Below are 25,941 nucleotides of genomic sequence, written 5' to 3' on the forward strand. Positions count from 1 at the left end.
GGTCCGTGCTCGCACCATTATTGCAGACCTCGACCCGGGAAAGATGTCCGGGTCGGAGCCGTGTCTCGTTACGCTTCGTCGAAAGATGATGATCGAGTTTGTCGAGATCCTGGGCGAGCATGTTGTGAAGTCGATCGTGGTACCGAGGTGCGTGCCGTTCCGGATCGACTTCTGAATCGAGCTTTCAAGCTCGCGGCCGGCGGAGTTGCCGGCCTGACAAACCAAGGTCCCAGCCCGCTGCCAAGGAAGGTGACGCGTGAGCGAAGAAACCCCACCGACAACCGAGCCGACGCCGGACCCGACAGCCGAAGCGGTCGACACACCGGCCCCGGACGCCGCTGCGCCCGAGGATGATGCTGGTGCCGCGCCGATCGACTCGTCGGACATGGACGCGCTGATGGAAGAGATGGCCGAGGATGCCCCCGCGTCCGAAGAAGCCCCCGCAGCCGAGACGGCCCCCGCAACTGAAGCCGCCGCAGAAGAGCCCGTTGCGTCGGAGGCCGGCGAAGTTCAGGCCACCGATGACGATTCGGCCGCGATGCTCAACGACGAAGCCATCGCCGCATTGCTCCAGGAAGCCAGTTTCGAGGACAGCGGAAGCCCGTCGGCCACCGCCATCGCGGCCGGTGCCGAAGCGCTGAATCTTCCCGACTTCTCACAGGTCGTCGCAGGCGCGGACGCCGGCAGTATCGACCTGCTGCGTGACGTGGATTTGAACGTGAAAATCGAACTCGGCCGAAGCCGGATGAGCGTCGAGGACGTGCTCAAGCTCATCGAGGGCAGCGTCGTCGAACTGGACAAGCTCGCCGGCGACCCGGTGGATGTCTTCATCAACGAACGCCTCGTCGCCCGCGGTGAAGTCTTGGTGCTCAACGACAATTTTTGTGTTCGCGTGAACGAGATCGTGCAGGCGGCTTCGACCGAAGCGGCTTGATTGACAACCCGTGCCCAATCGCGCCGGAGGCGCTTTGCCATGAGGTGGAACCTCGCCTGGCTGACCCTGTTGCTGACCGTTGTTTTCACAGCGGCTACTTACGCTGCGCCGCCGCAAAGTAGGTACGACGGCAAGGCGATTGCGGGCGGGGATACGGAAGCGATCATCGACGGTGAGCCGCAAGTCGAGGAGCAGCAAGGCTGGGTCGGGATGGCCCGGACCGGTGCGGCGTTGGCGTTCGTCGTCACGCTGGTGGTTCTGCTAGGACTTGGCTACCGGAAACTCAGCGGCAACAGCCCGTCACGCGGCCCGGCGGCCGCCACCGTGCTCGCACGCAACCCCGTCTCGCCGCGGGCCGGGGTCGTGTTGCTCAAGGTCGGTCGCCGCGTGCTGGTGTGTAGCGAGTCGGCCGGCCAGCCGTTGACCACGCTCTCGGAGATCACCGATCGTGACGAGGTTGCCGAACTCGAAGGTCGGCTCACGGGCAAGCGCTCGACTGAGCCGGAGACGCCATTCGTGATGTCGATGAACTCGGCTAGTGCTGAGTTCGCGAGCGGCTATCCTGATCCCGCCGAGTCCGAAGTCGCCGCGGCGTTGGGCAACGACTTGAAGGCGGACGAAGATTCGGTCGTGCAGGAAACCAAGGGAGAACTGGCGGGCCTGATGGAGCGGGTCCGCACGGTTTCCAGGCAGTTCCGCAGTCAGCAACGCGGAACCGGATAACCAGAGCAACGGGAAAGGATGCCCATGCCTGACAGTGAAACCAAGATGCACCCCCGCGCGCACGCCGAGCCCGGCTTGGGTATCGGCTACTGGTTGTGCATCGCGCTCGCCGTGCTGCTGGTGCTATTCCTCGCGGCTCCCGTACACGCCCAGACGTTCGACGACCTCCCGAACCTCACCAACGACAACGGCGAGTCGATGTCGCTCGCGCTGCCCGACGTGACGGATCCGGAGAACCTCCCGGGTGCGTTGCAGATCGTCGTGATGCTGACGGTACTATCGCTCGCGCCGTCGATCCTCGTGATGATGACGAGCTTCACGCGGATCGTGATCGTGTTGTCGCTCGTTCGGCAGGCGATCGGAACGCAAAGCCTGCCGCCGAACCAGGTGCTCGTCGGGCTTTCGCTGTTCATGACGATCGTCGTGATGGGGCCGACGTGGAACAAGGTCAACCAGAACGCGCTTCAGCCGTACCTCAACGGCGAGATCACGCAGCAAGCAGCGCTGGACAACGCGGTCGTCCCGATGCGTGACTTCATGATCGCCCAGATCGAAGCCAGCGGCAGCGACGCGGAGGTCCAGTTGTTTCACGCCCACGCCACCGGTGAGCCGGCCGAGACCTGGGATGAGGTGAGCACCTTCAGCCTCATCCCCGGCTTCATGCTCAGCGAACTTAAGACCGCCTTCTGGATGGGCTTTCTGATTTACTTGCCGTTCCTGATCGTCGACATGGTGATCTCCGCGGTGTTGATCAGCATGGGCATGATGATGTTGCCGCCCGTGCTGATCTCGTTGCCGTTCAAGCTGTTGCTCTTCGTGCTCGCCGACGGATGGACGCTGATGACGGCGTCGCTGATGGAAAGTTTCGTGACATGAACCCCGAAGTCGCCACCGATCTCGTGCGTCAGACGTTGATCCTGACGCTGCTCGTGTCCGCGCCGATCCTGCTGGTCGGCCTTGCGGTCGGTGTGGTCATTTCGTTGCTGCAAGCACTCACGCAGGTGCAGGAACAAACGTTGTCGTTCATACCGAAGATCATGGCGATGGTGATTGTCGCCGCGATCACGCTGCCCTGGACGGTGAACCAAGTGCTGTCGTTCGCCAGAGAGATGATGTCGCTGGCCCCGCCGATGTGATGACGTCGTGATGCGATGGACCTGATCCCGATCCAACTTCTTGGCCCGCAGTACGCTGCCGTCGTTTTTCGGTTCGCCGGGTTGATGTTGTTCATGCCGATGTTCGGCAGCGGACGGATTCCCAAGCGGGTCAAGGTGATGTTCGCGATCGTGTGTGCCACGTCGTTGTTCGCCGCCGGCCACGCACCGGCACCGCTGCCGGATGATCCTGCCGCGATCGCGATGGGCCTGGGGGGAGAAATCCTCTTCGGCTTCGCGCTCGGCATGGTCGCGTCGCTGACGTTCATTGGTGCCCAATGGGCTGGCAACGCGGTGGGCCAGCAAATGGGCATCGGGCTCGGCGCGGTGTTCGATCCGAGCAGCGACGTGGGCGGTTCGCCCGTGTCCGACGTTTACTTTCTGCTGACACTTTTCATCTTTCTGGGCATCGACGGACACGTGATGCTCGTCCGCGGTGCGTTGGATTCGTTCGCCGTGTTGCCGCCGTTGAGCGTCGGGGTCGATGCCGACCTGCTCACCATTGTCATCGGCATGTTCACCGCCGCGACGTCGTTGATGATCCGCATCGGCGCGCCGCTATTCGTGGCGATGCTTGCTTGCGACGTGTGTCTCGGTTTCATCGGGAAGACGGTGCCGCAGTTGAATCTGCTCGCGGCAGGTCTGTCGTTGCGTTCATTGGTCGGGATGATGCTGTTGGTATTCACGGTCGGAACAACGCAGGGGGTGATCGTCGAGGAACTTACCGACGCATTGCACAAGACCTACGAGCTTTACACCACGAGCCGGAGCTGAGTCATGGCCGACGACGAAGCAGCAGGCGAAAAGACCGAAGCGCCGACGCCGAAGAAGCGGCAGGAGGCGCGCGAAAAGGGCGATGTCGCCAAGAGTCAAGACCTCAGCGGCGCGATCGTGTTGCTGGGCATGCTCGCGTTGTTGTACTTCGGCGGCGCGCACCTTTACACGGAGCTGGTGAAGATCGCCCAGGCGTTCTTCGGCGTGGAACTCGCGTCGGCAACCGGGGCGGTCCATGGCGGCGGCGTGCGGGAGCAGATGGTCAGGCTCGGTTACGCGGCCGCGCCGTTGGCTGTCGGCGTGTTCGTCATCGGCGTGCTCGCCCATGTCGTGCAGATCGGCCCGATGCTCGCGCCCAAGAAGCTGATCCCTGATCCCAACGGAATCAACCCCATCAAGGGCTTCAAGCGTCTGTTCATGGAGGCCAAGACGTACGTCGGCTTCGGGATGAACCTGCTGAAGTTCACCGTCGTCGCGGTTGTGGCGTATATGTCGATCAACGCCAAGCTGCCGGAACTCGCCGGGTTGCAGGCGTTGCCGCACATTCAAGCGTTCGGGTCCGGTGCGTCGATTCTCTTTACGATCGCATTGCAGGTTGCGGTGGCGTTGCTGCTGCTGGGCATCCTCGACTTCGCGTACCAGAAGTACCGCCACGAAAACCAGCTCAAGATGACCAAGCAACAGCTCAAGGAGGAGCTCAAGAACATGGACGGTGACCCCCAGATAAAACAGCGCCGCCGGCAGGTGGCGATGCAGCGGGCGATGCAGCGCGTGAAGGCGGCGGTACCGACGGCGGACTTCGTCGTGACCAACCCGACGCACTTCTCGGTGGCGGTGAAGTACGACGCCGAGTCGATGGACGCCCCGCGGGTCGTGGCCAAGGGCGCGGATCAACTCGCCTTCCGCATCCGCGAGCTTGCGCTGCTGCACAACATTCCGATCATCGAGAAGAAGCCGGTGGCCCGGGCGCTCTATGCGTCGTGCGAGATCGGGCAGGAAATTCCCGAAGACATGTACGCCGCGGTGGCCGAGATTCTTGCGTACGTCTACGAAATAAGCGGACAACAAAGTCTGCAGAAAATGGCTTGAATCTGGCGCGCATTGTGTAAGTATGTTGGCTACCCGCCGGCGGAGCCCGGCGATTGCTTAACCGGTCAATCGGCCGGTCGACAAGGACGTCATGACAAGCGCGGTGCTTCAACATCCTCTTGTGTCCAGAGTGACCGCGCACCGCGGCATGGTGTTCCCGCTCGCGCTCATCGGGCTGCTACTAGTCTTTCTCGTCCCGCTGCCGACGGCGATCCTCGATCTGCTTTTGGTCGTCAACGTCACGCTCAGCGTCGTGCTGCTCGTAAGCGTGGTTTATGCGAAAAGTCCTTTGGAATTGGCGGTTTTTCCGTCTTTCCTGCTCGCGGTCACGATGTTTCGACTCGTCCTCAACGTCGCGACCACACGTTTGATTCTCACCGCCGGCGACGGGGCGAGCAGCCCCGAGTCCGCCACCGGAGCGGCCGGCCAAGTCATCGAGACATTTTCCAGCTTCGTCACCGCAGGCTCGCTGACGGTCGGGCTGATCATCTTCGTCATCATCTTCATCATCCAGTTCGTCGTGATCACCAAGGGTGCGACGCGGATCAGTGAGGTGGCGGCGAGGTTCACGCTCGATGCGATGCCGGGCAAGCAGATGGCGATCGACGCGGACCTCAACGCCGGCGCGATCGATGAGTCCGAGGCCCGAAACCGCCGCGAGAACATCGCCCAGGAAGCCGACTTCTACGGAGCGATGGATGGTGCCAGCAAGTTCGTCCGCGGCGACGCGATCGCGGGCATCGTCATCACGCTGGTCAACATCATCGGCGGCATCTACGTCGGCATGGTCGAGTACGGCTGGAACATCGGCCCGACCAGTTCGCTGTTCACCAAGCTCACCATCGGCGACGGATTGGTATCGCAAGTCCCCGCATTCATCGTGTCGCTGGCTGCGGGTCTGCTGGTGACGCGATCGAGCAGCCGCAAGGACCTGGGCAGCGAGGTGCTGACCCAGGTCTTTGCCAAGCCGAAGCCGTTGATCGTGGCCGGCATTTTCCTGGTCATCATGAGCATGACGGGACTGCCGATGGTACCGCTGCTCATCCTGGCCGGGTGTTGTTTCGGCTGGGCGTTCCTGTTGTTCCGCCAGGCGGATGCCGAGGCGGCGCGTGTCGCGAAGGTCGAGGCCGACAAGGAAGCCGCTGCCGTCGCCGAGCCGGACAAAGTCGAGTCGCTCCTCGACGTCGACGCGATGGAACTGGAGATCGGCGTTGGATTGGTGCGTCTGGTCGATACCAAAAAAGGCGGCGACCTCATGGAGCGTGTCCAGCTCATTCGTCGGCAGATCGCCATGGAGCTGGGCATCATGGTCCCGTCGGTCCGCATCCGCGACAACATCCAGCTCCAGCCCAACGACTACGTCATCAAGATCCGCGGCGAGGCCGTCGCGGCTGGAGAGACGTTCCCCGAGCAGTACCTCGCCATGGACAGCGGCGCGGCCGTCACGCCGATCAGCGCCGCCGAGCAAACCACCGAGCCGGCGTTCGGCCTGCCCGCCTACTGGATCACCGAGCCGCAACGCGAGGAAGCGGAACTACTCAACTACACCGTCGTCGAGGCCAGCGCCGTCCTCGCCACGCACCTCACTGAGGTCATCAAGCAACACGCGCACGAGTTGGTCACCCGCCAGGAAGTCCGCAAGCTCGTCGACAACCTCAAGGAAAAGGCTCCCGCCCTTGTCGAAGAAGTCATCGACAAACAGGTCAAACCCGGCGAGCTCCAGAAGGTGCTGCAGAACCTGCTCCGCGAACGCGTCCCTGTCCGCGATCTGGAGACCATCGTCGAAACCCTTGGCGATTTCTCCGAGCGCACGAAGGACGTGGATGTGCTTACCGAGTTCGCCCGCAGTGCCTTGGCCCGCACGATTTGCAAGCAGCACGTCGACGAGAACGACACGCTCTGGTGCGTCACGATCGACCCGGCGATCGAGGATTTGGTCAGCGGCCATACGAACAAGGGCGATAATGGTGCCACGCTGACCATGCCGCCGCAGACGCAACAGCAGATCGTCGGTGCGGCGGCGGCGAAGATTGAAGAACTGACCAGCACCGGCCGGCCCGCCGTCGTGCTGTGCAATCCGACGGTGCGGGCACAGGTTCGACGGATGCTCGAGGCCGCGCTCCCACAGGTCGCGGTCCTCAGTTACGGCGAAGTCGTCAGCGAAGTCAATGTCGAGGCGGTCGGGCTGGTGACACTCGGCCGATAAGTTAGAGTGACCGACGGATCGGTCGTCTCTCCGGCTAAGATGGTGAAAGTGCAACCGCCTGCGAGGATGCGGGCAGTAGGGATTCAGGGATGAAGTTGAAGACAATCTCAGCACCCACGATGGCGGAAGCGATCAAGGCCGTGAAGACGGAGCTTGGGGCGAACGCGGTCATCCTGCACACGCGACAGGTCAAAACATCCAAGTGGATGGGGCTTCGGCGATCGCTGCGGGTCGAGGTGATCGCCGGGCTTGCGGACAAGAAGAAGCAGCCCAAACCGCCGGTGAAGCGGACGGTGCCGACGCTCGCCGAAGCGCTGCCGCCGCAGGCGATGCCCAAGCCCGCCCACTCGGAAGTGCTTGCCGCACTGGCGAAAAAGTCCTTGGCCGACCTCGCGCCCGACGCCGCGCCGGGTGCCGGATTGCTCAACACACCGGTGGCCGGTCAGGCGGCGATGCGTTCCCTCAACAAGGAAGTCAGCGATCTCAAGACGATGGTCAAGGATCTCGTGAAGCTCCAGCACGACGCCACCCGTCCCGACCTGCCCGAGTCGCTGTTCGATTCCTATCTCCGGCTTGTTGAGGGCGAAGTGGCCGACGAGCTGGCCGACCGGATCGTGCGTGACATCAAACAGGTCGCCCAGCCCGCCCAACTCGGCGACGAGGCGTCGGTTCGGAAGCTGCTGGCCGAGAAGATCGCCGGCTTGGTCCCCACGAGCGGTCCGATCCAGCGCCGCCACAACGATGCGCCCACGGTCGTCGCACTGATCGGCCCGACCGGTGTCGGTAAAACGACGACCGTCGCCAAGCTCGCGGCCAATTTGCAGCTCGTCCAAAACATGAAGGTCGGCCTGCTGACGATCGACACCTACCGCATCGCGGCCGTCGACCAGCTGCGCAAGTTCAGCGAAATCATCAACGCTCGCCTCGAAGTCGCCCACACGGCAGCCGAGATCCCACAGGCACTGGCTTCGTTCGCCGATTGTGATTTCATCCTCCTCGACACCGCCGGCCGAAGCCCGAAGGACGAGATGCACCTGCGTGAACTGGAGCAATGCCTCAAGGTCGCCAAGCCCGACGAGATTCACCTGGTGATGAGTGCGAGTCAGGGCCGCAGCAGTTCGGAAATGGTCGTGGAGAAGTTCGGTGCGCTCCAGCCGGACAGCGTGATCTTCACCAAGGTCGACGAGGCCGTGCAGCTGGGCGTCGTCCTCAATGTCGCGCACAAGCTCGGCAAATCGCTGAGCTACATCACCTACGGCCAGAACGTGCCCAACGACATTGAGGTCGGTTGTGCCCGGCGTCTGGCCAAGGCGATCCTTGGCGAAGAGCTTTCGCCGAGCCCGACGCCGATGCCGGACGGTCCCGGCGATCAGCCCACCGATCAGGCCGACGTAGACGAAGATTCGACCGCCACCGACATGTCGATCCAGCCGGACCGTTCCACGGCTCCCGCGTCGAGTGAGTCCGTGACCGACGATGCCGAAGTGGTCGAACAAAACGTGCGAGAGGAAGCCGCATGAGCTGGCCGAAACCATCCACTGCCGCGACCATGAGCGGCGACGCTGGGGAGTCATTATTCGACCAAGCAACGCAACTGCGTCGGCTGGCCGAGAGTCGGCAACGTTCCGCGACCCCGCCGCTCACGCCCAAGCAGCCGCGCCACCCGCGGCCGATCGTCACGGACGCCCGCCGCGATGTTCCAAACACCGCACCGATCGCTAGGATCGGCCGGCAAGTGCCCACGCCCGATCCAACGAGCAGACCGCGAACCCGGCGGGCCCGTGTCATCGCCATCACCAGCGGTAAGGGGGGTGTCGGTAAGTCCAACGTCGCGGTCAATCTCGCTATCCAGTTCGCCAAGCAGGGCAAGCGGGTCGTGCTGCTCGACGCCGATCTCGGCATGGCCAACGCCGACGTGCTGTGCGGTCTCGACCCGCAGAAGACCCTCGCCAACTTCATCGCACGCACCGCGTCGTTGTCGGAAGCGACGATCAACGCGCCGGGCGACTTTCGTCTCATCGGTGGCGCGAGCGGTTTGGCCCGGGTGGCTGACCTCGCCGAGTCGGAGCGGCAGCGGATCATCGATGCAATGACCGCGCTGGAGCGCGACGCCGACATCCTGTTGGTCGACACCGGCGCCGGTATCGGGCCGAACGTGCTTAGCTTCACGCGGTGTGCCGACCATGTGCTGGCAGTGACGACGCCGGAGCCGACCGCGATCGCGGATGCGTACGCGGTGCTGAAAGTCATCAGCCGTGACGTGAGTGAAGCAGATCCGGAGAAGCGCCGGCTAAGCCTCTTGGTCAACCAGGCCCGCAGCGTCGCCGAAGCACGCGTGGTTTACGAACGGATCAGCAACGTTGCCCAACAGTTTCTGGGCGAGACGATTCTTGACGCCGGGCATGTCTTCGCTGACAGCGCCGTCGGTGAGGCGGTGCGTAAGCGCGTGCCGTTCACGTTGGCCCACCCCAAGAGCCCGGCCAGTGCGTGCCTGGCCCGTCTGGCCCAACGGCTCGAGAAGGGCGTCACCGTCAGCCATGAGCCGAGCTTCTTCGGCAGAATGGGAAAATGGATTACACGCTCCGCGTAAAGCCGGACTACCTCGAAGACGAAAGGAGTCGTCAACGCAAACAGGTGCTGCCCGACGGCACGATCGGCCGATAAGTCGCAAAGCGATATGACCGATCCCCAACCACCGTCCGGCTGACAACGCCAAATGGACACGCCACCGGCCCAACTCGACCGCGCGGACTTGCGTCCGGGTGAAGAGCATGCAGCGCTGCTCCCGCAGCGACTGGCGGGGGCGTCTGGCCTGACGGCGTTCGTGATCTGCCTCGTGCTTGGTGGTTTCGCCGCCGAAAACCCGCTCGCGACCGTCATTTGGCGGGCGATGATGGCGATGTTCGGAACGATCGTCATCGGCTACATCGTCGGGCTCTCCGCCCAGTGGATGTTGCGCGAGAGTCTTCGCGAGGAAGGCGCGATGCTCCACGACCAACTCCGCGACGCGGCGGCAACTGACCGGGTCGATCACGCGATCGACCACGATCAAGACGACGATGACATCCCGGTCGTCGGCAGTGATTGAGCCGGCGTCGCGTCCGATAGTCGGGCGAATGCAGAAAAAAGTTCTCCCAAATCGGAGAAACGTTGCGAAAGGCGCGGTGAAGCGCCGAAACCAGAAAGTGGACGTTGGGTCTGACCCTTTTGTGCCGGTCGTCCCAACCCCGGCGAGCCTGCTCGCCGAACATCGGCTTTTTGCCTTGACCGGCGTGAGTCGACATGACGGATCGAATCAGAAGGACCCCTCTGAAGCCACTCACTCCCAAGGACCCGGGAACCTGCCATGCCGAAATCGCCGAACTCGAAGACGACCAGCACCGCATCCGTTTCGCGCCAGGCTGCCGCGGCAGCGTACGGAGCGGCCACGCCTGTCAAGCAAACGGCCAAGCGCCGGACCACCGCCGTCGCCACGGCCGAGCCGGATGCCGACGTCACTCCGGTCCCGCTGAAACCCACGATGAAGGCGACCGCCGCGCGGGCGCCCATCAGCCCACGCACCCACGGCAAGCGCCAAAAAGGCAAGCCAGTCCCGCCAGAGATCGCGAAGCTCTGGTTCGACTACAAGAAAGAGCGCACCGAGGCCCGCCGTAACCAGTTGATGGAGACGTATCTCCATCTCGTCCGCTACAACGCCGAACGCATTTACCAGAAGCTTCCCGATGAGGTGGACGTCGACGACCTAATCTCGGCCGGCATCTTCGGTCTGATGGACGCGATCGACGGCTTCGATCTCGAGCGCGGCGTGAAGTTCGAGACTTTCTCCGCACCCCGCATCCGCGGTGCCATTCTCGACGAACTGCGCAGCATGGACTGGGTTCCGCGTCTGGTCCGTAGCCGCAGCCACAAGATGGGCGGCGCGATGCGACAACTCGAGGTCGAGCTCGGCCGGGAGCCGACGCCCGAGGAATGCGCCGAGAAGCTCGGCGTTGACATGGAAGAGTTCGCCAAGATCCAGAAAGACGCCAGCGCCGTCGGCGTCGTCTCGCTCTCACGCAAGTGGTTCGAGACCGACTCCAACAAGGACGTTCGGGAGATCGACGTCCTCGAAGATCGCAAGACCACCAACCCCGTTCGCGACATCCAGCGCAAGGATCTCAAGGACCTGATGTGCAAGGGTCTCTCCCGCGCCGAGCGGCTCATCGTCATCCTGTACTACTTCGAGGAAATGACGATGAAGGAGATCGGCAGCACGCTGGACTTGAGCGAGAGTCGCGTGAGCCAGATGCACAGCAGCATCATCGCCCGGCTCAAAGCGCAAATGTCCGACCGCAAGCGTGAACTGGCGACCGCCGGCGAAGCGTAATCCCAGTAGCGAACAGCAGCGAAAACAGAAAACGGCGTGGCTCATTGCGAGCCACGCCGTTTTGCTTCGTGTCAGCCTTGCGGTGATCTGTTCAACGCCGACGCCGCAGTGCCAGTCCGCCGAGTGCGAGGAGGCCCAGCGATGCCGGTTCGGGCACGACGGCGAACAGCGTGCCGGCATTCGCGCCAGCGACCTGCACATGCAGCTTGTCGTCGAACCAGAGCAGGTCGACAACCGAGTCGTTCCCGGCACCCGCGAGTAAAACATCTTCCGAAACCGCGATTTGCAGGGTACCGATCGGGTCTGCCGGGTCGAACGAAACGACACCGTCGACGTCGCCATCATAGAAGTAAACCAACCCGTCACCGCCGGTGATCATCTCGCGCGGCGTAAGGCTCGGCGACGTGTCATCCGGGTCGATGATCGACTCGTATGTGGTGGTGTCGATCACGGTGGTGAAAGTGGAGGCATCCAGGTCGCCATTGGTATCGAAGTCGGCCCTTGCAATGGCGTCGAAGCCCGAGCCCGTCGCGAAGTAGCTGCCGCCCGCAACGGTGCCGCCGTCGATGTCATCCGAACCCAGCAGTGCCGTCAGTTCGGCATCAGTGGCGACAACGGAGACGTTGCCGGGCGTTAAGTTGCTTGCCAGCAGCACATCGCTTGCCGAATCACCGTCGAAGAACAGCAGGCCGCCATTGGGCGTGACTGCGCTGCCGAGGGGGCGTCGGACCGATGTGTCGGTGGGCGCGGTGGCGGCAGCGATCTGCGTGTTGTCGAGAAGAAGAGTGAGCGCGTTGCCATTAGACGTGTCGATCGCCACAAACCCGCCGGTGAGCGAGTCGGGCACGATAAGCGTCGAGCCGACGGTGAGCACTTCGCCGTTGGGCGAGAGGCCATCGTCGTAACCGGCACCCAAGCCGCTGAGGGCGATGGAGCCGATGACGGGTGTGAGGTCGCCGCCCGGCGTGCCGGCTGTTACGTATCCCGTGCCACTGTTGTTGGACGACAGAAATGCGTACAGGGTGCCGCCCACGGCACCGAATCCGCCGACCGCAAAACCGCTGGGCAAGGTGCCGCCGGCGGCCTGGTCGTTGGTGACCACGGGAACCAGCGATGGGGCGGCAAACGCCGACGTACTCACGAATGCCGCGGCGATCGCGGCTGCCAGAATCTGCTTCTTCATTTGTATCTCCGTTTCCTGTTTTCTCCGCCGTAGCGGTCTCGTTGCGGCACGACGCCACAGCGGATGCTATAACATCCCCCATGCTCAGGCAACGCGTAGTTGAGATGAAATGTCAATCGCAGAATCGGCCGGGGTTCACCCTCGTCGAACTGCTCGTCGTCATCGGCATCATCGCGCTGCTGATTTCGATCCTGCTGCCGTCGCTTTCCAAGGCACGTCAACAGGCCAACACCACCGTCTGCAAGAGCAACCAGCGCCAACTCGTGACCGGTATGCTCATGTACACTGGCGAGCAGGCGGGGCGATTGCCGGCGTATGAGCCGACGTTGCCCGGTCGCGAGTCCAGCCGGATCGGTAGCCCGATCGTCACCTACCGCACCGCGTTTACCAGCACCGGGACCGCGACGGATGTGAACCCGTCGAACCACGGCCTGCTTTTCTCACAGGGCTACTTGCCTTCGTCCGGTGTTTTCTATTGCCCGTCGCAGCTGGCCGAGCCTTGGCTCGCGGGTGCGTACCCGGAGCCGTATCTGTCAGAGGGCACGGCCGGCCTGCTCAACGACGGCACCGCTTCCGGCGAACAGTTCATCGTTCGATCGTCATACATGTACAACCCGTATCCAGAGCGCGAGCCGACCACCGGGGCCGTGATCGCCTTGAGGGAGTACCGCGACTACGAAAGGCAGACGAAGTTCCCCGCCGACGCGGTTTTGTTCATGGACCTGTTGCTGGGCGGCGACTTCCCGACGATCGCACACGACGAGAATGATCTCTGGAACTTCGCGTTCATCGACGGGCACGTCGAGGACGCCCGAGACGGCGACATCGCCGAGAGGAGCAAGGACATCGCGCGTCACAGTTGGGGACAATTCTTCCGGTTCCTCGAAGGGCAGACCGATATCACCGGCGCGACCGTCGAAGGCTTGTTAGACCGGCTGTGAAACTCACGCTGACGCGGCGACGGCTTGCTTCGCGGTCGTTTCCTCGTACGCGCCCATCGCGCGGAACTTGGCGTAGCGTTCGTCAAGGAGTTTCTGAGTGTCGACCTTTTTCAACTCACGCAGCGTTTTGGCGAGGTACTGCTCGAGGGCGCGGGCGGCGGCGTGAGGGTCGCGCTGGGCACCGCCGAGGGGCTCGGCGATGATGCGGTCGATGATGCCGTGCTTCTTGAGCTTGTCGGCCGTGAGTGAGAGGGCGTCGGCAAGCTGCTCGGTACCGTCGGGGCCGCGGAAGAGGATCGAGCTGCATGCCTCGGGGCTGATGACGGAATACCACGCGTACTGGAACATCGCCACGCGATCGGCCACGCCGATGCCCAGTGCGCCGCCCGAGCCGCCCTCACCAAGGACGACCGCGACGATGGGCGTTTCGAGCCGGGCCATCTCCATGAGATTGACCGCGATCGATTCGGCTTGCCCGCGTTCCTCCGCACCGATACCGGGGTAGGCACCCTTGGTGTCGATCAGGCACACGACCGGCAGGCCGAACTTCTCGGCAAGCTTCATCGCCCGCAGCGCCTTGCGATAGCCTTCGGGGTGGGCCAGGCCGAAGTTGCACTTGATCTTTTCCTTGGTGTCCCGGCCCATGTGCTGGCCGATGAGCATGACCTTGTGACCGCCGATGCGGGCCAGGCCGGTGCGGATGGCGAGGTCGTCGCCGAAGCGGCGATCGCCGTGAATCTCGCGAAACTCTCGGCAAAGCATCTCGACGTAGTCGAGCATCTTCGGCCGCTGCGGGTGGCGGGCGACGAGGACCGTCTCCCACGCGGTCAGGTTGTCATAAGTCTTGCGGAGCAGATTCGTGTGATTCGTCCGCAGCTCCCGCAGTTCCGCGGAATAGTCGACGCTCTTGCTGTTCTGCAAGGCTTCGAGCTCGTGAATCTGCTGCTCGAGCTTGGCCAGCGGCTTTTCGAAGGGGAGTGCTTCGATGGTTCCGGTCGCGACGCGCCGGGTGTGAGCCGGGGTGGTCGGAACAAAGTCGTCGCCTTCGGCGTCAGTGATCTTGGACACGGGAATCTCTGACATCCGAGGAACGGTGCGAGTCACGGTGGCTTGCGTCATGGTTGTGGTGTTTGGTCGCGCGAGTCCGTTCGCTGCCTTTGCAAAACGTTAGCGGACGTGAAACTCCATATCAACATCGGCCAACACCCGGGCGAAGGGCGAACCAATCTCCTAACCTGCCCCGTGCCCGAGTACCAACCCATTCCCGATCGACTGGCCGTGCTCGGTTGCGGCCTGCTGGGCACGTCCGTGGCACTGGCGGCCAAGGCGGCCCGGCCAGACTGCGAGATCGTCGGATTCGACATTAGCGACACGACCCTCCTGAATCTGGGCGATAAGTTCGACCGCATCGCCCCGACCGTTGGTGAGGCCGTGGACGATGCCGATGCGATTTGCATCGCGGTGAACGTGCTGGCCGGGCCGGCCGTGCTCGAGGAGATCGCCCCTGAGCTTCGGCCCGACACGTTCGTGTTCGACACGCTCAGCACCAAGCGGAGCATCGTGGACGCTGCCGAGTTGGTGATGCAAAGCCCGGTCCGCTTCGTCGGCTCCCACCCGATGGCCGGCGGCGAAAAAGGCGGCCCCGAGGCAGCCCGGGCCGACCTCTTCAAAAACGCCCCCTGCATTGTCACGCCCAACGCGGCGACCGACGAGCAGTCGCTTCTGCGGGTCGAGTCGTTCTGGTCGGCGGTGGGCTGTCGTGTGACGCGGATGTATCCGAGCCACCACGACCGCCTCGCCGCGTCGGTGAGCCACATGCCCCACATCTTCGCCGCGGCGATGGTGCGCCACCCCGAGGACCTCGCGCTCAACCACGCCGGTACCGGCTTCCGTGATGCCACTCGTATCGCCGCCGGCGACGCCAAGCTCTGGGCCGACATCATCACCGACAACCGCGACGAGGTGCTGCTCGCGATGGAGGAGTGCGTCGGCGAACTCCGCGAGTTCGCGACGATCCTGCAAGAGCAAACACTCGACCGCGAAGCTATGATCCGCTGGCTCGACGGCGCGGCGCGCCGCCGTAAGGCGATCGACTGAACCGGCTCAAGGCACGATGCGATCGAAGGTCATCCCGTCATCCGTGAACCGGGCGTAGTAGCCACGGATGTTGGAAATGCCGGTGCATTCACGCAGGAGTTCGGCCACGTCGGCCACGTCCTCCCGTTGGACCGCCGTGATATCGGAGAGGTGCAGGCGGTCACGGTAGAACGCGCAGTCATCATGCTGGATGAGCACGAGCCGTTGCAGGCCGTGGCCGTCGATCAGGAACTTCAGCTCTTCGAGCAACCGGTCGTGGGGGAGCGGTGACTCGGGCCGCTGGATCAACGCCGCCGGCCCGCCCGGCACCGCGATCCGGTCGTAGTGCGGAAGTTCCAGCCCGTTGTGCATGAAGTCGTCGACATACTCGCCAATCCGCCCGTCCGAGCAATACACCGCCGCGGCCTGGATCGTCATCGGCAACTGCTCCACCGTGGAGACGTAGTGGTCGGGCATGGTGGCCTGAGGATAGTGGGACAGAGCAGCGTCGCACCGTTGGGAAGTGGATGCGACACAACTTTGCCGAACGGGGTTGTTGGCGTGATCAGCCCATGTGCTTCACGATCGCTTCGCCGAACTCGCTGCACTTGAGCAGGGTGGCGCCGTCCATGAGGCGTTCGAAGTCGTAAGTCACCGTCTTGGCTTCGATCGCACCTTCGATGCCCTTGATGATCAGGTCGGCCGCTTCGTTCCAGCCGAGGTGGCGGAACATCATTTCGCCGCTGAGGATGACGCTGCCGGGGTTGACCTTGTCCTGGTCGGCGTACTTGGGGGCGGTGCCGTGGGTGGCCTCGAAGATGGCGTGGCCGGTGTCGTAGTTGATGTTGCCGCCGGGGGCGATGCCGATGCCGCCGACGCAGGCGGCCAGGGCGTCGGAGAGGTAGTCGCCGTTAAGGTTGAGCGTCGCGACGACGTCGTACTCGGCGGGGCGGGTGAGAATCTGCTGGAGCATCGCGTCGGCGATGACGTCCTTGATGATGATGCGGCCGGACTCCACGCGGGCCTTGCCGTCGTTGGTCGGGCGGTGGGTGAGCTTGCGATCGCCGGGCACGTCGATGTAGTGCCACGGCCCGCCGTCGAGCGGCTTGGCGCCGAAGTGCTTCACCGCCGTCTCGTAGCCCCACTCCATGAAGGCACCCTCGGTGAACTTCATGATGTTGCCCTTGTGTACGAGCGTGACGGAGGTGCGGCCGTTGTCGATCGCGTACTGGATCGCGGCCTTGACCAAGCGCTCGGTGCCCTCGCGGCTGACCGGCTTGATGCCGAAGCCCGCGGTGTCGGGGAAGCGAACTTTCTTCCAACGCTCGGGGAAGGTCGAGGAGAAGCCGGCCTTGAACTTCTCGGCGTCCTCGCTGCCGGCCTCGAACTCGATGCCGGCGTAGATGTCCTCGGAGTTCTCGCGGAAGATGACCATGTCGGTCAGCTCCGGTTTCTTCACCGGGCTCGGCACGCCATCAAACGCGCGGACCGGTCGCAGGCAGGTGTAGAGGTCGAGGATTTGGCGAAGTGCGACGTTGAGCGAGCGGATGCCGCCACCGACGGGAGTGGTCAGCGGGCCCTTGATGCCGACGAGGTACTTGGTGAAGTCATCGAGCGTGGCCTGCGGGAGCCATTCGCCGGTCTGGTTGTGGGCCTTTTCGCCGGCGAGGACTTCGTGCCAAGCGATCTTTTTGGAGCCGCCGTACGCCTTCTCGACCGCGGCGTCGAAGACCCTCTGCGAGGCCCGCCAGATGTCGGGGCCGGTGCCGTCGCCCTCGATGAAGGGGATGATCGGCTGATCGGGAACGTTCAGGACACCGTCGGTGAGGGTAATGGCTTCGCTCATGGGGCACGGACGGTAGCCGGGGCGGCTGGGCGTCTCAAGCCCGCGCGCTGCGGTCAGTCGTCGTCGAACTCATCATCGTCGTCTTCCTCTTCGGGCTCGACGTAGACGTCGCCCTCGTAGCTGGCGAGCGTGTCGGTGATCTTTACGGTTTGCAGGAAACGGAGTTTGCGCTCGGGCGGCAGTTGGTCGTTGAGCCGGGCGAAGGTCTCGCGGATCGGCCCGGACCCGAGCGCGGTCTGGGTCGGCCCTTGCAGCTCGTCATCATCGTCGTCTTCGTCATCGGCGTTTCGTTCGGCGTCGGGCATCACGCTCCACGCCAGTGTGTCGGGCTCTTTCAGGTCGTGGACCCACTGGAGCCGATGCTCGATTTCCTCCCACTCGGCGACGGACATGGTCGTTTCCTCGCGGAGCTGTTTCTCAAGCCGATCTTCGAGGAAGCTGACGGCCTGGCTGCGGATCATGACCTTGAGCATCTCCGCGCCGGCGAGCGGGTCATCCGCGTCGGCGTCGGGGTTGGCGGCGTTGGCATCGCGGACCTGCTGCTCGATCTCGGCGTCGCTGAGTCCGCCACGCGTCGCCTGCCAGAACCACGTGTCCTCGGCGTACTGCTTGACGGTGGCGGGCACCTCGTCGAGCGTGAATGATTTCATCGGCTTGTCGGGCCGCTCCCGCAGGTGCTGATCGATGAGTCTGGGAAGATCCGTGTCCTCGACGCCAACCTTTGCACGCTGGGGTGGGCTGTGCAGCTTCGGAACCATGGTCGAGTGGGTCAGCGTGTGCTCGTCTTCGTACCAGGTCATCACGTCCTTAACGATCGAGCCGTCGGGCGATTGGATCAACAGCCCCATGAGCGAGCGGTTCGGGTCCGCAAGGGTAAGAGCAACGATCGGACCGCCGGTGGCTTCGCTGCCCGTGTTGAACGGTCCGCCGACCTGTAGGCGACAACGTTCGGCTTCGACCTTGCCGGCTGCCAGCCCGGGGTGTGCCGCGTCGAGATCGACGTCGATCGGCTGCAGCTTCAGCGTTTGTGGGATCGCCATCCCGCCGAGCCCCTTGAAGGCGTCGGCCAGCCCCTGCGTGAATCCCTTCCACTTCGCCTTGACGTAGGTCACCGCGATGCCGACGAGGATCAGCAACGCGAGAATGACGCCGCCCGCTATGACCAACAGCCATTGCCACCATGTCATGGTTGCCGGGATACCAGTCACAGCGCCAAGCGTCAAAGAAAACCGACTTTCACCTACCGACGGCGACGCAGGAAAAGCCCGCCAAACATCAATGCACCAAGTCCCGCGGGTTCAGGAATGGGTTGGATCAAGAAACTTTCCACGAACGCTAGATCGCCGTTGGCGACGTTGAGGTCGAGGTCGGTGCTGCTCGCGCCGAACGTCGCGCCCATGCCGTTGCCGTCGGCGGAGTACTGCCAGAAGGCCCAATCGGGGATCGCGCCGGTCGGCGGGCCACCGTTGCCGGTGACGGGGTTGCCGTAGCTGGTCTGGTTCCAGTTGGCGATCCAAAGGTCGCGGTCGGCCAGCGAGCCATCAATGAAGTTCACCGCGTAGTTGGTGTTCATGTAGATCAACGGCTCGGCACCGGTCTGCCGTTCGACCTCGTCCATGAATGTGTTGGCCCAGAAGGAAAGCTCGGCCCGCGTGAGGTTGTCGCCGCCGGCTTCCAGGTCGAGGACGGGACGGAGGTTGCCGGGCACCATCGTGTAGCCGGCGACATTGACGAAGTGCGTCGCCTCGGCGATTGCGGCATTGGCGATGTCGGCGTTACTCGCGCCGTTGGGAATCGTGTCGGGGCGGGCGAAGTGGTAAGCGCTGTGGTAGATCGGCTTGCCGGCGTCGGCGAGCGTGCCCAAGGCCGCGATGTTCTCGTCGAACCGCGTATCGAAGACTTGGCCGGTAGCGGAGCTGAGGCCGCCGCGGGTGGAGCGGACGAACGCGAACCGGATGTCGTTGTCGTAGGCCGTTTCCCAGTTCATCGTTCCCTGGAACTGAGACACGTCGATGCCGCGGGTTCGTTGGGCGAACGCCGTGGCGGCGGTGAGCAAAGTGGCAAGAATGACGATCAATCGCATGAAGCACCCCGGCTGTGGAAGGTTCTAGAAGAATGAACCATACCACATTTCGACGCCGGTGCGGAAAACTTCCATGCGGTCGAGGCAAACGCCCACACCCCGGCTCGTCCGCTTAGTTCGGCATTTGTCGGTTACACCGCGAAGACGAACGTGTCGTCCCCGGTCCGGCCGAGCGTGCTGAACAAGACTTGGTCCGTTCGTTCGTTGGTCGCGACGCTCGTGGCACCGGCGCTGGTGAAGAGTTGACGGTTCGACCAACGATTTTCGCCGGTGCGTGTGCCGGTGAAGATGGCACGGCGTTCGCGATCAAAGTACGTCACTTGCGGCCGATCATTCTCGTCGAACGACAACTGAACCGTGTCTCCGAGCTTGCCCGGCCCGGCCACGGTTTCGCTGAACCAGTCGCCCAGGCGGAACGCGTACTTGGCATCGGCGCGGTAGGTGTCCTGATACGCGATCTGGGCTTGCAGGCCGTTGATGTCGTTGCGTTCGTGCAGGTCGAGATTGATGTTGGCCACGCCGCCGAGGTTGCCGTCGGTGATGCCCAGGTCATCGACGACGGCGACGTACCAGGTGGCGGTCGGGTCATCGAGATCGAGGCGGGCGTAACGCAGGTCCGCGTTGTCGGCGTCGGCGTAGGCGATCGCGAGGGTCGTGTTGAATTGTGTGAAGCCGTTGACCCGAACGGCGGCCTCGCCGACATCGAGATCGAGGCTGGTGCCGACGAAGCGGGTGGTGCCGTCGACACTGCCGCCGGAGTCCGGTGCGGCCGCGCCCACGCCGTCCACCGTGACACGCGTCCACGCGCCGGTGTCGCGGCTGAGGCTCGCAAGCCGCACGTCGCCGCCGGACCGTCGGTGGTAAGCGACGTACGCGTTGCCGTCGACGTCGAACGCGACCGACGGGCTGGTGCCGACGTGTTTCGACGAGTCGATGAGCGTGGAGTCCCATCTGACGCCGTCGAAGCTCGCGTATCGAATGGCGGTTTCGGTGACGTCGAAGTAGCCGATCCCGGCCTTGCCGCTGGCGTCGACCGCGATCGAGAGCTGTGCCCCGACGTCGCCGTTGTCGTCGACGACAGTGGCGTGCGAGTAGATGCCGGCGACGTCTCGGGTTGTGTAAAGAAGTCGTCCGTTTACATCGTCGTAGTGCGCGATGTGCAGCACGCCGTGCGCGTCGAGGGCGGTGTCGAAGTTGCGGCCGAAGTCGGCGCTGGAGAACACCGGCCGTCGGCTCTCGGCGAGCGACAGCGCGTTGTCGAGGTCGAGCACGGGGAACGGCAGGCCCGTGGTGTTGCCGGACTCGTTGTCACCGTCGCGGTTCAGTTGGCCAGTGGTGGTGAGGATGGAGGCGATGTCGCCGGGCGTGGCGGTGGGGTTTGCTTCTCGGACAAGCACCGACGCGGCGGCCGCGAAGGGCGACGCGAAGCTTGTCCCGCTGATGCGGACGTAGCTGCCGTCGAGGCCGAGCGTCCGAACGCGGTTGCCGGGCGCGAGTAGGTCGAGCTCGGTGTTGCGTTGGGTGAAGTCGGTGATGACGTTGTCGGTGTCGACCGCACCGACGGCAAACACGTTCGGGTCGGCGGCGGGATAGGACACGCCGTCCTGCGTGATCGGGCCGGTCTGTGCGTCGTTGTCGTTGCCGCTGGCAGCGGCGACGAACACGCCGGCTTCCGCGAGCCTGCGGAACTCGTCGGAGAGCTGCGCGTCGACCTCCCGCTCGGTGAAATTGCCGAACCCCAGCGACAGGTTCACCGCGGTGATGTTGAACCGGACACGGTTGTCGAGGACCCAGTCGAGGGCGCGGTCAATGCGCGAGAGCGGGATCGAGCCGCCATCGCCGACACGCAGCGCGATGAGGTCGGCGTCTTGTGCAACACCACGATGGGTGACGGAGTCGACGAACGGGTCGACGTAATCGTCGGCCGCGATGATGCCGGCGACGCCGGTGCCGTGCCCGTCGGTGTCGATCGGATCGGCATCGTTGTCGAGGAAGTCGTAACCGCCGACGACCTTGAACCCTTCGCCGAACCCGCCGCCGAGCGCCGGGTGCGTGTAGTCGATGCCGGTGTCGATGACGGCGATGGCTTGCCCCGCGCCGGTGTATTGCGGGAACTTCTCGGCCGCGAGGTCGAGGTCGATCAACTTCGACTCGAGCGACGCCGACAGGAGTCGGCGTTGTTCGAGCGATTCCAAAACGTTTCGGCGTCCGTTTTCACTCATGGGTTACACCTCATACGCCAACGCCGCGAACGGGTTGGCTATTTCTCATCATCGTCTTTTTTTCCGCCGAGGAACCCGCCAAGCAGGTCGCCGGCCTTTTCTTCGATGTCGCCGCCTTCGGTGAGGCCTTTCAGCCCATCGCCGCCGAGGAGGCCTTTGACCTCATCAGGTAATGCGTCGTTGAGCTTGTCCATGGCGACATTCTGCAACTGGCCGGCGATGGCGTTGAGGTCCCCCGCGAGCAACGCACGGACCTCGGCGGGCAGGTCGAGGTCCTCGTTTTGCGCGACCTGTGCCGCGGTCTTGGAGACGATTTCCATCACGACCCGGCCGACTTCCGCACCGGTCTCGGCACCATCGGCGTTGCCGATGTTTTCGAGCTCGAACGTCGGGATGTTCAGCGCCAACGGCTCGCTGAGAAATTCCGATCGCAGTTCCACCTGAGCGTCGGCAACGGTGACCTTGTCGATGATGACTTTGATCGGCTCGCTCTCGTCGGTTTCGGCCGGCTCATCGGTCTTGAATCGGTCGGCGAGCACCTTGAAGTTGAAGCCGGTGCCTTTCTGTTCGAGCACGATCTTGGGCTGGTTGATCGCGACCGCATCGACACGGACCGGGTCGCCCAGCAGCTTGCCGTACGAAGTTTGCAGATCGACGCCACCGACGCTGAACATGGAGGGCGCGGTAAAGCCCTCGGGGGAAGCGACGGCGAGGGTGTCGAGCGTCACGTCGCCGCCGAGGATGCCGACATTGGCACCAGCGAGGGTGGTCTTGAGATCAAGGCTGGTGGTGGCGTTCGACTCGATCTGGCTACGGACGATGCCGTCGAGCCGCGAGACGAGGATGAAGCCGCCGACGATGAGCAGCACGAAGACGACGGCGAGGACGATGAGGATCTTTTTCATGGTGGGGAGTCCGGTTAGCGGGTCTTGCCCGAATCTTACCGCGCATGGGCACCGCAGGGGTAGCATTGGGACATGCGAAGTTGGCTTGCGTTGGCGGCGGTCATGTTTCTTGCCCTTCCCGTGCGAGCGGAGTTGACCGCCGCCGACATCGTGATCCTGGCCAACAGCCGAATGCCCGAGAGCGTCGAAGTGGCCGAGCACTACGCCGAGCGACGGGGGATCGACCCGGCCCGCATCTGCGCCGTACCCATGCCGACCGGCGAGAAGATGAGTTTCGCCGAGTACCACAACGACATCGCGCCGGCCGTGCGTGAGTGGTTCCGGGCCAACGGACTCGAGGAGTCGGCGGATTGGGTCGTCGCGGTGTACGGGGTGCCGCTTCGGGTCCATGACCGTAAAGCCGCCGACACCGACACGCAGGAGCGCGAGGACATCCGCGTGCTCACCGGCGAGATCAAGGCCCGGCTTGAAGCGGCCGTTGCATTGGCCGAAGAGATCGCCGGCATCGACGATGGTCGGGGTGTTTCGATCGACCAGCTCCGCCAGCGCCTCAACGCCGCAGCGCTGATCATCCGGCAAGACCCCGAGCGACAACCGCGTTGGCCGGAGTTGCAACGGTCGCTCGCGGCGCCCGTCGTGCCCGAGGGCTGGGAGGTGCCGACGTTGCCCACCGATCCGCAGGGGACGATCAACGCGCTCGCCGCCCGTCCCGCCGATCCGGATGCGCGTAAGCAGTTGCGAGATTTGCTCCGTGCCGGTGGGCCGCTGACGCTCGACCCGCTCTTGCGGATACACGGCATCGCGTTGCAGACCAAGGAAACCGGGGCTGAGTTCACCAGCGAACTCGCGTGCCTGTGGTGGGGCAACTACCCCAAGCAGCGCTGGCAGGCCAACCCCCACGCGTACAACTTCGGTGGCGAAGGGCCGCGCACGCTCAAGACCGCCCGCCTCGATGGTGACTCGCCCGAGCAGGCCAAGCGGTTGGTCGACATGGCGGTGGCCGTCGAGTCGGTCGGCCTGCGTGGCAAGATCGTCATCGACTCACGCGGCATCCCCGCCCAGCGCAACGGCAAGGTCGACAACTACGGCATCTATGACGAGACGCTCCGGCTGCTCGATCTCGCGCTGCGTGACAAGCCGAACGTGATCTTCGACGAACAGGACGGCGTCATCCCTGCCGGCACCCACGACGGCGTCGCCGCGTACGTCGGCTGGTACTCGGTGCGGAAGTATGTGCCGGGCATGAGCTTCCTGCCGGGCGCGGTCGGGTACCACATCGCGAGCTTCGAGATGCTCTCGCTGCGGACCGACACGTTCACCGGTTGGGTGCCTAACTTGCTCGACGCGGGGGTCATCACCACGCTCGGCCCGGTCGCGGAGCCGTACCTCGCGAGCTTTCCGAAAGCGCACGACTTCATGTTGCTCACGCTCACCGGCGAATTGACGATGGGCGAGGTGTACTGGAAGACCAACCCGATGGTGAGCTGGCAGGTCGGGCTCGTCGGGGATCCGCTCTACAAGCCGTTCGCGCTCGCGCCGGTGTTGTCGGCCGACGAGTTGCCGGCACACTTGCAGCCGGTGCTCAGTCGATAGCCCTGGCGGGCACGCCGACGACGGTCTTGCCGGCGGCGGTGTCGCGAATGACCACGGCCCCGGCACCGATCGTCGCCTTCGGGCCGACGTTGAGGCACTGAATCACTTTCGCGCCCATCCCGACGAACGCCTCCTCGCCGACGGTGACCCGGCCGGCCAGGAGGGCACCAGGGGCGATGTGGGCGGCCGTGCCTACATGGCACTCGTGGTCGACGACGGCGTTGGTGTTGACGATGACGCTGTCGGCAAGCGTGGTTTCGGTGCAGATCGTCGCGCCGGCGGCGACGACGACGTTGCGACCGATCGTGGCCGTGGGGGACGTGTGCGCCGATGGGTGGACGGCATTGACCAAATCGAGCCCGGCGTCGAGGGCTTCCTCGGCGTAGGTGCGGCGGACGTGGTTACCCCCGATCGCCACGATGCAACCGACGACGCCGTTGTTCGCCAGTTTGGGCAGGGCTCGAATGTCGCCAAGTATCGGCAAACCTGCAACGTTGCGCGCCCGTTCATCGGCATCAACGAATCCGACCGGCCGATATCGGCCCGCGGCACGCACAATGTCGAGCACGACCTTGCCGTGACCGCCGGCCCCAACGATCACGATTTGCGGCAGTTCGGCCATGTCCCTGGTATCGGCCGACAACACCCCTTGCGGTCAGCGCGCGACCGGATAGCTTGGACGCATGCTCGAAGTACTTGAACAGCGTCGGCTCCTCGCCGTTACGCCGTTGGCCCTGGGCGGGGCGGGATTCGACGGCGACCCGATCATCGCTGACAGCGGTGACGGCGGGACGATCGTCGCCGGGCTTTTCTCCGGCACCACGGACTTCGCCCCCGGCCCCGACCAAGAGTTTCTCACCGCGCTGGGCGACACCGACATCTTCGTGGCCAAGTACGACGCCGACGGTGATCTCGTCTGGGTCAGCCAGTTCGGCGGCGGCAATACCGAGCGGGAGTTCGAGACGCAGGCCCGCCGTGATCAAGTCGTTGCACCGGTCCGCATCGGCCTGTCGGCGCTGCGTGTGGGAGCGTCGCCGATCGAAGCGGGCGAGTACATTTCGGACATCGCCGTTGATGATGACGGAAACATCTTCGCCGTCGGCGCTTTCGTGGGGACGGGCCTCTACGGCGAGATGAATCTCTCTTCGGCGCGCGGTGATTTCTACGACGCGCTGATGCTCAAGATCGACACCGATGGCAATCTCATCTTCGCCCGGGAGTTCGGCGGTGAGTTCGACGACGCGGCGCTAACGGTCGGGCTCGATCCGCGGGGCAACCCGTATGTCGGCGGGTACTTCAGTCGGATCGCCGACTTCAATCCCAACGGCGGCTCGAACCCTTCCACGCTTCGTGACGGCAGTGGGCCGACGTTCGAACTCACGGCGCAAGGACGCGACGACGCGTTCGTCGCGCTTTTCAGTGCCGGCGCGGGCAACCTCGTGCGGGTCGGTCAGTTCGGCGGCGGGGCCACCGCCACGAACTTGCGCGACGCGGTCAACGACATCGCCGTCGACGAGATCGGCAACGTCTACGCTGGCGGCACTTTCGCGGGACGCGCCGACTTTAACCCGACGCCCGGGAGCGGCTTCTTCGTTAGCGCCGTCGAGGAAACCGACGCGTTTACGATGCTCCTAAGCGTTAACGGCAAGCTCGTCTGGGTCGAGACGCAAGGCGGGGGCGAGCACGACGGTATCTCCTCGGTGACGCTCGCGCCCGATGGCGGCGTGTACACGGCCGGCTACTTCGAGGAGGCCGCATTCGTGGTTCCCGGCGACCCCAGTTTCCGATTCATTGCCAACACCGGCGAAGACGGCCTCGACGACAGCGACACCGACCTGTTCGTCAA

General features: G+C 64.0%; 24 protein-coding genes. 15 read left to right on the plus strand and 9 right to left on the minus strand.

What is annotated here, in order from left to right; all coding sequences use genetic code 11:
* The first annotated feature begins 256 nt into the window (after positions 1-256).
* From fliN to AAGD32_13505, 11 genes are all read left to right on the plus strand, one after another.
* The gene (fliN, locus tag AAGD32_13455; GenBank protein MEM8875247.1) at positions 257-934 is read left to right on the plus strand and encodes a flagellar motor switch protein FliN; all 678 of its coding nucleotides are present in this window, start codon (positions 257-259) and stop codon (positions 932-934) included.
* Positions 935-973: 39 nt separating this feature from the next.
* A complete protein-coding gene (locus tag AAGD32_13460; protein ID MEM8875248.1) occupies positions 974-1,657 on the plus strand; it encodes a flagellar biosynthetic protein FliO in 684 nt (227 codons plus the stop codon).
* Positions 1,658-1,681: 24 nt separating this feature from the next.
* Positions 1,682-2,533 carry a flagellar type III secretion system pore protein FliP gene (fliP, locus tag AAGD32_13465; protein MEM8875249.1) on the plus strand — a complete coding sequence of 284 codons (852 nt, stop codon included), beginning with the start codon at positions 1,682-1,684 and terminating at the stop codon, positions 2,531-2,533.
* Positions 2,530-2,793 carry a flagellar biosynthesis protein FliQ gene (gene fliQ, locus AAGD32_13470; GenBank protein ID MEM8875250.1) on the plus strand — a complete coding sequence of 88 codons (264 nt, stop codon included), beginning with the start codon at positions 2,530-2,532 and terminating at the stop codon, positions 2,791-2,793. The genes fliP and fliQ overlap by 4 nt, the downstream gene beginning before the upstream one ends.
* 15 nt (positions 2,794-2,808) lie before the next feature.
* Positions 2,809-3,585 carry a flagellar biosynthetic protein FliR gene (locus tag AAGD32_13475; GenBank protein MEM8875251.1) on the plus strand — a complete coding sequence of 259 codons (777 nt, stop codon included), beginning with the start codon at positions 2,809-2,811 and terminating at the stop codon, positions 3,583-3,585.
* Between the two features lie 3 nt (positions 3,586-3,588).
* A complete protein-coding gene (flhB, locus tag AAGD32_13480; protein MEM8875252.1) occupies positions 3,589-4,674 on the plus strand; it encodes a flagellar biosynthesis protein FlhB in 1,086 nt (361 codons plus the stop codon).
* Positions 4,675-4,795: 121 nt separating this feature from the next.
* Entirely contained in the window at positions 4,796-6,880 is a 2,085-nt protein-coding gene (flhA, locus tag AAGD32_13485; GenBank protein ID MEM8875253.1) for a flagellar biosynthesis protein FlhA, read from the plus strand.
* 89 nt (positions 6,881-6,969) lie between these two features.
* A complete protein-coding gene (flhF, locus tag AAGD32_13490; GenBank protein MEM8875254.1) occupies positions 6,970-8,400 on the plus strand; it encodes a flagellar biosynthesis protein FlhF in 1,431 nt (476 codons plus the stop codon).
* Complete coding sequence (locus AAGD32_13495; GenBank protein MEM8875255.1) at positions 8,397-9,470, plus strand: P-loop NTPase; 1,074 nt, start codon at positions 8,397-8,399, stop codon at positions 9,468-9,470. Before flhF ends, AAGD32_13495 begins: the two co-directional genes overlap by 4 nt.
* Positions 9,471-9,596: 126 nt before the next feature.
* Positions 9,597-9,968: a hypothetical protein gene (locus AAGD32_13500; protein ID MEM8875256.1), complete on the plus strand. Its 372-nt coding sequence runs from the start codon at positions 9,597-9,599 to the stop codon at positions 9,966-9,968.
* A gap of 459 nt (positions 9,969-10,427) precedes the next feature.
* Positions 10,428-11,246, plus strand: coding sequence for a FliA/WhiG family RNA polymerase sigma factor (locus tag AAGD32_13505; GenBank protein ID MEM8875257.1), 819 nt, complete (start codon positions 10,428-10,430; stop codon positions 11,244-11,246).
* Between the two features lie 91 nt (positions 11,247-11,337).
* Here AAGD32_13505 and AAGD32_13510 read toward each other — a convergent pair whose 3' ends face one another.
* A complete protein-coding gene (locus AAGD32_13510) occupies positions 11,338-12,429 on the minus strand; it encodes a PEP-CTERM sorting domain-containing protein (protein ID MEM8875258.1) in 1,092 nt (363 codons plus the stop codon).
* Between the two features lie 80 nt (positions 12,430-12,509).
* Between AAGD32_13510 and AAGD32_13515 the strand changes: the two genes are divergently transcribed.
* Positions 12,510-13,370 carry a prepilin-type N-terminal cleavage/methylation domain-containing protein gene (locus AAGD32_13515; protein MEM8875259.1) on the plus strand — a complete coding sequence of 287 codons (861 nt, stop codon included), beginning with the start codon at positions 12,510-12,512 and terminating at the stop codon, positions 13,368-13,370.
* Positions 13,371-13,373: 3 nt separating this feature from the next.
* Here the strand turns inward: AAGD32_13515 and AAGD32_13520 are convergent, their stop codons facing one another.
* Entirely contained in the window at positions 13,374-14,438 is a 1,065-nt protein-coding gene (locus AAGD32_13520; GenBank protein ID MEM8875260.1) for an acetyl-CoA carboxylase carboxyltransferase subunit alpha, read from the minus strand.
* Between the two features lie 108 nt (positions 14,439-14,546).
* Here AAGD32_13520 and AAGD32_13525 point away from each other — a divergent pair, with 108 nt between their 5' ends.
* A complete protein-coding gene (locus AAGD32_13525; protein ID MEM8875261.1) occupies positions 14,547-15,467 on the plus strand; it encodes a prephenate dehydrogenase/arogenate dehydrogenase family protein in 921 nt (306 codons plus the stop codon).
* 6 nt (positions 15,468-15,473) lie between these two features.
* On the opposite strand, the gene AAGD32_13530 is transcribed toward AAGD32_13525, so the two are convergent.
* The 6 genes from AAGD32_13530 to AAGD32_13555 all read right to left on the minus strand — a co-directional run bounded on the left by AAGD32_13530 (position 15,474) and on the right by AAGD32_13555 (position 22,502).
* Complete coding sequence (locus AAGD32_13530) at positions 15,474-15,923, minus strand: carbonic anhydrase (protein ID MEM8875262.1); 450 nt, start codon at positions 15,921-15,923, stop codon at positions 15,474-15,476.
* 88 nt (positions 15,924-16,011) lie between these two features.
* Positions 16,012-17,292 (minus strand): NADP-dependent isocitrate dehydrogenase, encoded by a 1,281-nt coding sequence (gene icd / locus AAGD32_13535; protein ID MEM8875263.1) that lies wholly within the window; start codon positions 17,290-17,292, stop codon positions 16,012-16,014.
* Positions 17,293-17,345: 53 nt separating this feature from the next.
* Positions 17,346-18,479: a hypothetical protein gene (locus AAGD32_13540; GenBank protein ID MEM8875264.1), complete on the minus strand. Its 1,134-nt coding sequence runs from the start codon at positions 18,477-18,479 to the stop codon at positions 17,346-17,348.
* 53 nt (positions 18,480-18,532) lie between these two features.
* Positions 18,533-19,375, minus strand: a complete 843-nt coding sequence (locus AAGD32_13545; GenBank protein ID MEM8875265.1) for a glycoside hydrolase family 25 protein — start codon at positions 19,373-19,375, stop codon at positions 18,533-18,535.
* A 131-nt stretch (positions 19,376-19,506) separates the two neighbouring features.
* Positions 19,507-21,597 (minus strand): S8 family serine peptidase, encoded by a 2,091-nt coding sequence (locus AAGD32_13550; GenBank protein MEM8875266.1) that lies wholly within the window; start codon positions 21,595-21,597, stop codon positions 19,507-19,509.
* A 38-nt stretch (positions 21,598-21,635) separates the two neighbouring features.
* The gene (locus AAGD32_13555) at positions 21,636-22,502 is read right to left on the minus strand and encodes an AsmA family protein (GenBank protein MEM8875267.1); all 867 of its coding nucleotides are present in this window, start codon (positions 22,500-22,502) and stop codon (positions 21,636-21,638) included.
* A 72-nt stretch (positions 22,503-22,574) separates the two neighbouring features.
* On the opposite strand from AAGD32_13555, the gene AAGD32_13560 reads away from it, so the two are divergent.
* Positions 22,575-24,095: a TIGR03790 family protein gene (locus AAGD32_13560; protein MEM8875268.1), complete on the plus strand. Its 1,521-nt coding sequence runs from the start codon at positions 22,575-22,577 to the stop codon at positions 24,093-24,095.
* Here AAGD32_13560 and AAGD32_13565 read toward each other — a convergent pair.
* A complete protein-coding gene (locus tag AAGD32_13565) occupies positions 24,085-24,717 on the minus strand; it encodes an acetyltransferase (protein MEM8875269.1) in 633 nt (210 codons plus the stop codon). The genes AAGD32_13560 and AAGD32_13565 overlap by 11 nt on opposite strands.
* 61 nt (positions 24,718-24,778) lie before the next feature.
* Here AAGD32_13565 and AAGD32_13570 point away from each other — a divergent pair.
* Positions 24,779-25,941 (plus strand): hypothetical protein (locus tag AAGD32_13570; GenBank protein ID MEM8875270.1); only part of this gene is annotated, 1,163 nt, incomplete at its 3' end.

This window comes from Planctomycetota bacterium, from assembly GCA_039182125.1.
Lineage (GTDB): Bacteria > Planctomycetota > Phycisphaerae > Tepidisphaerales > Tepidisphaeraceae > JBCDCH01.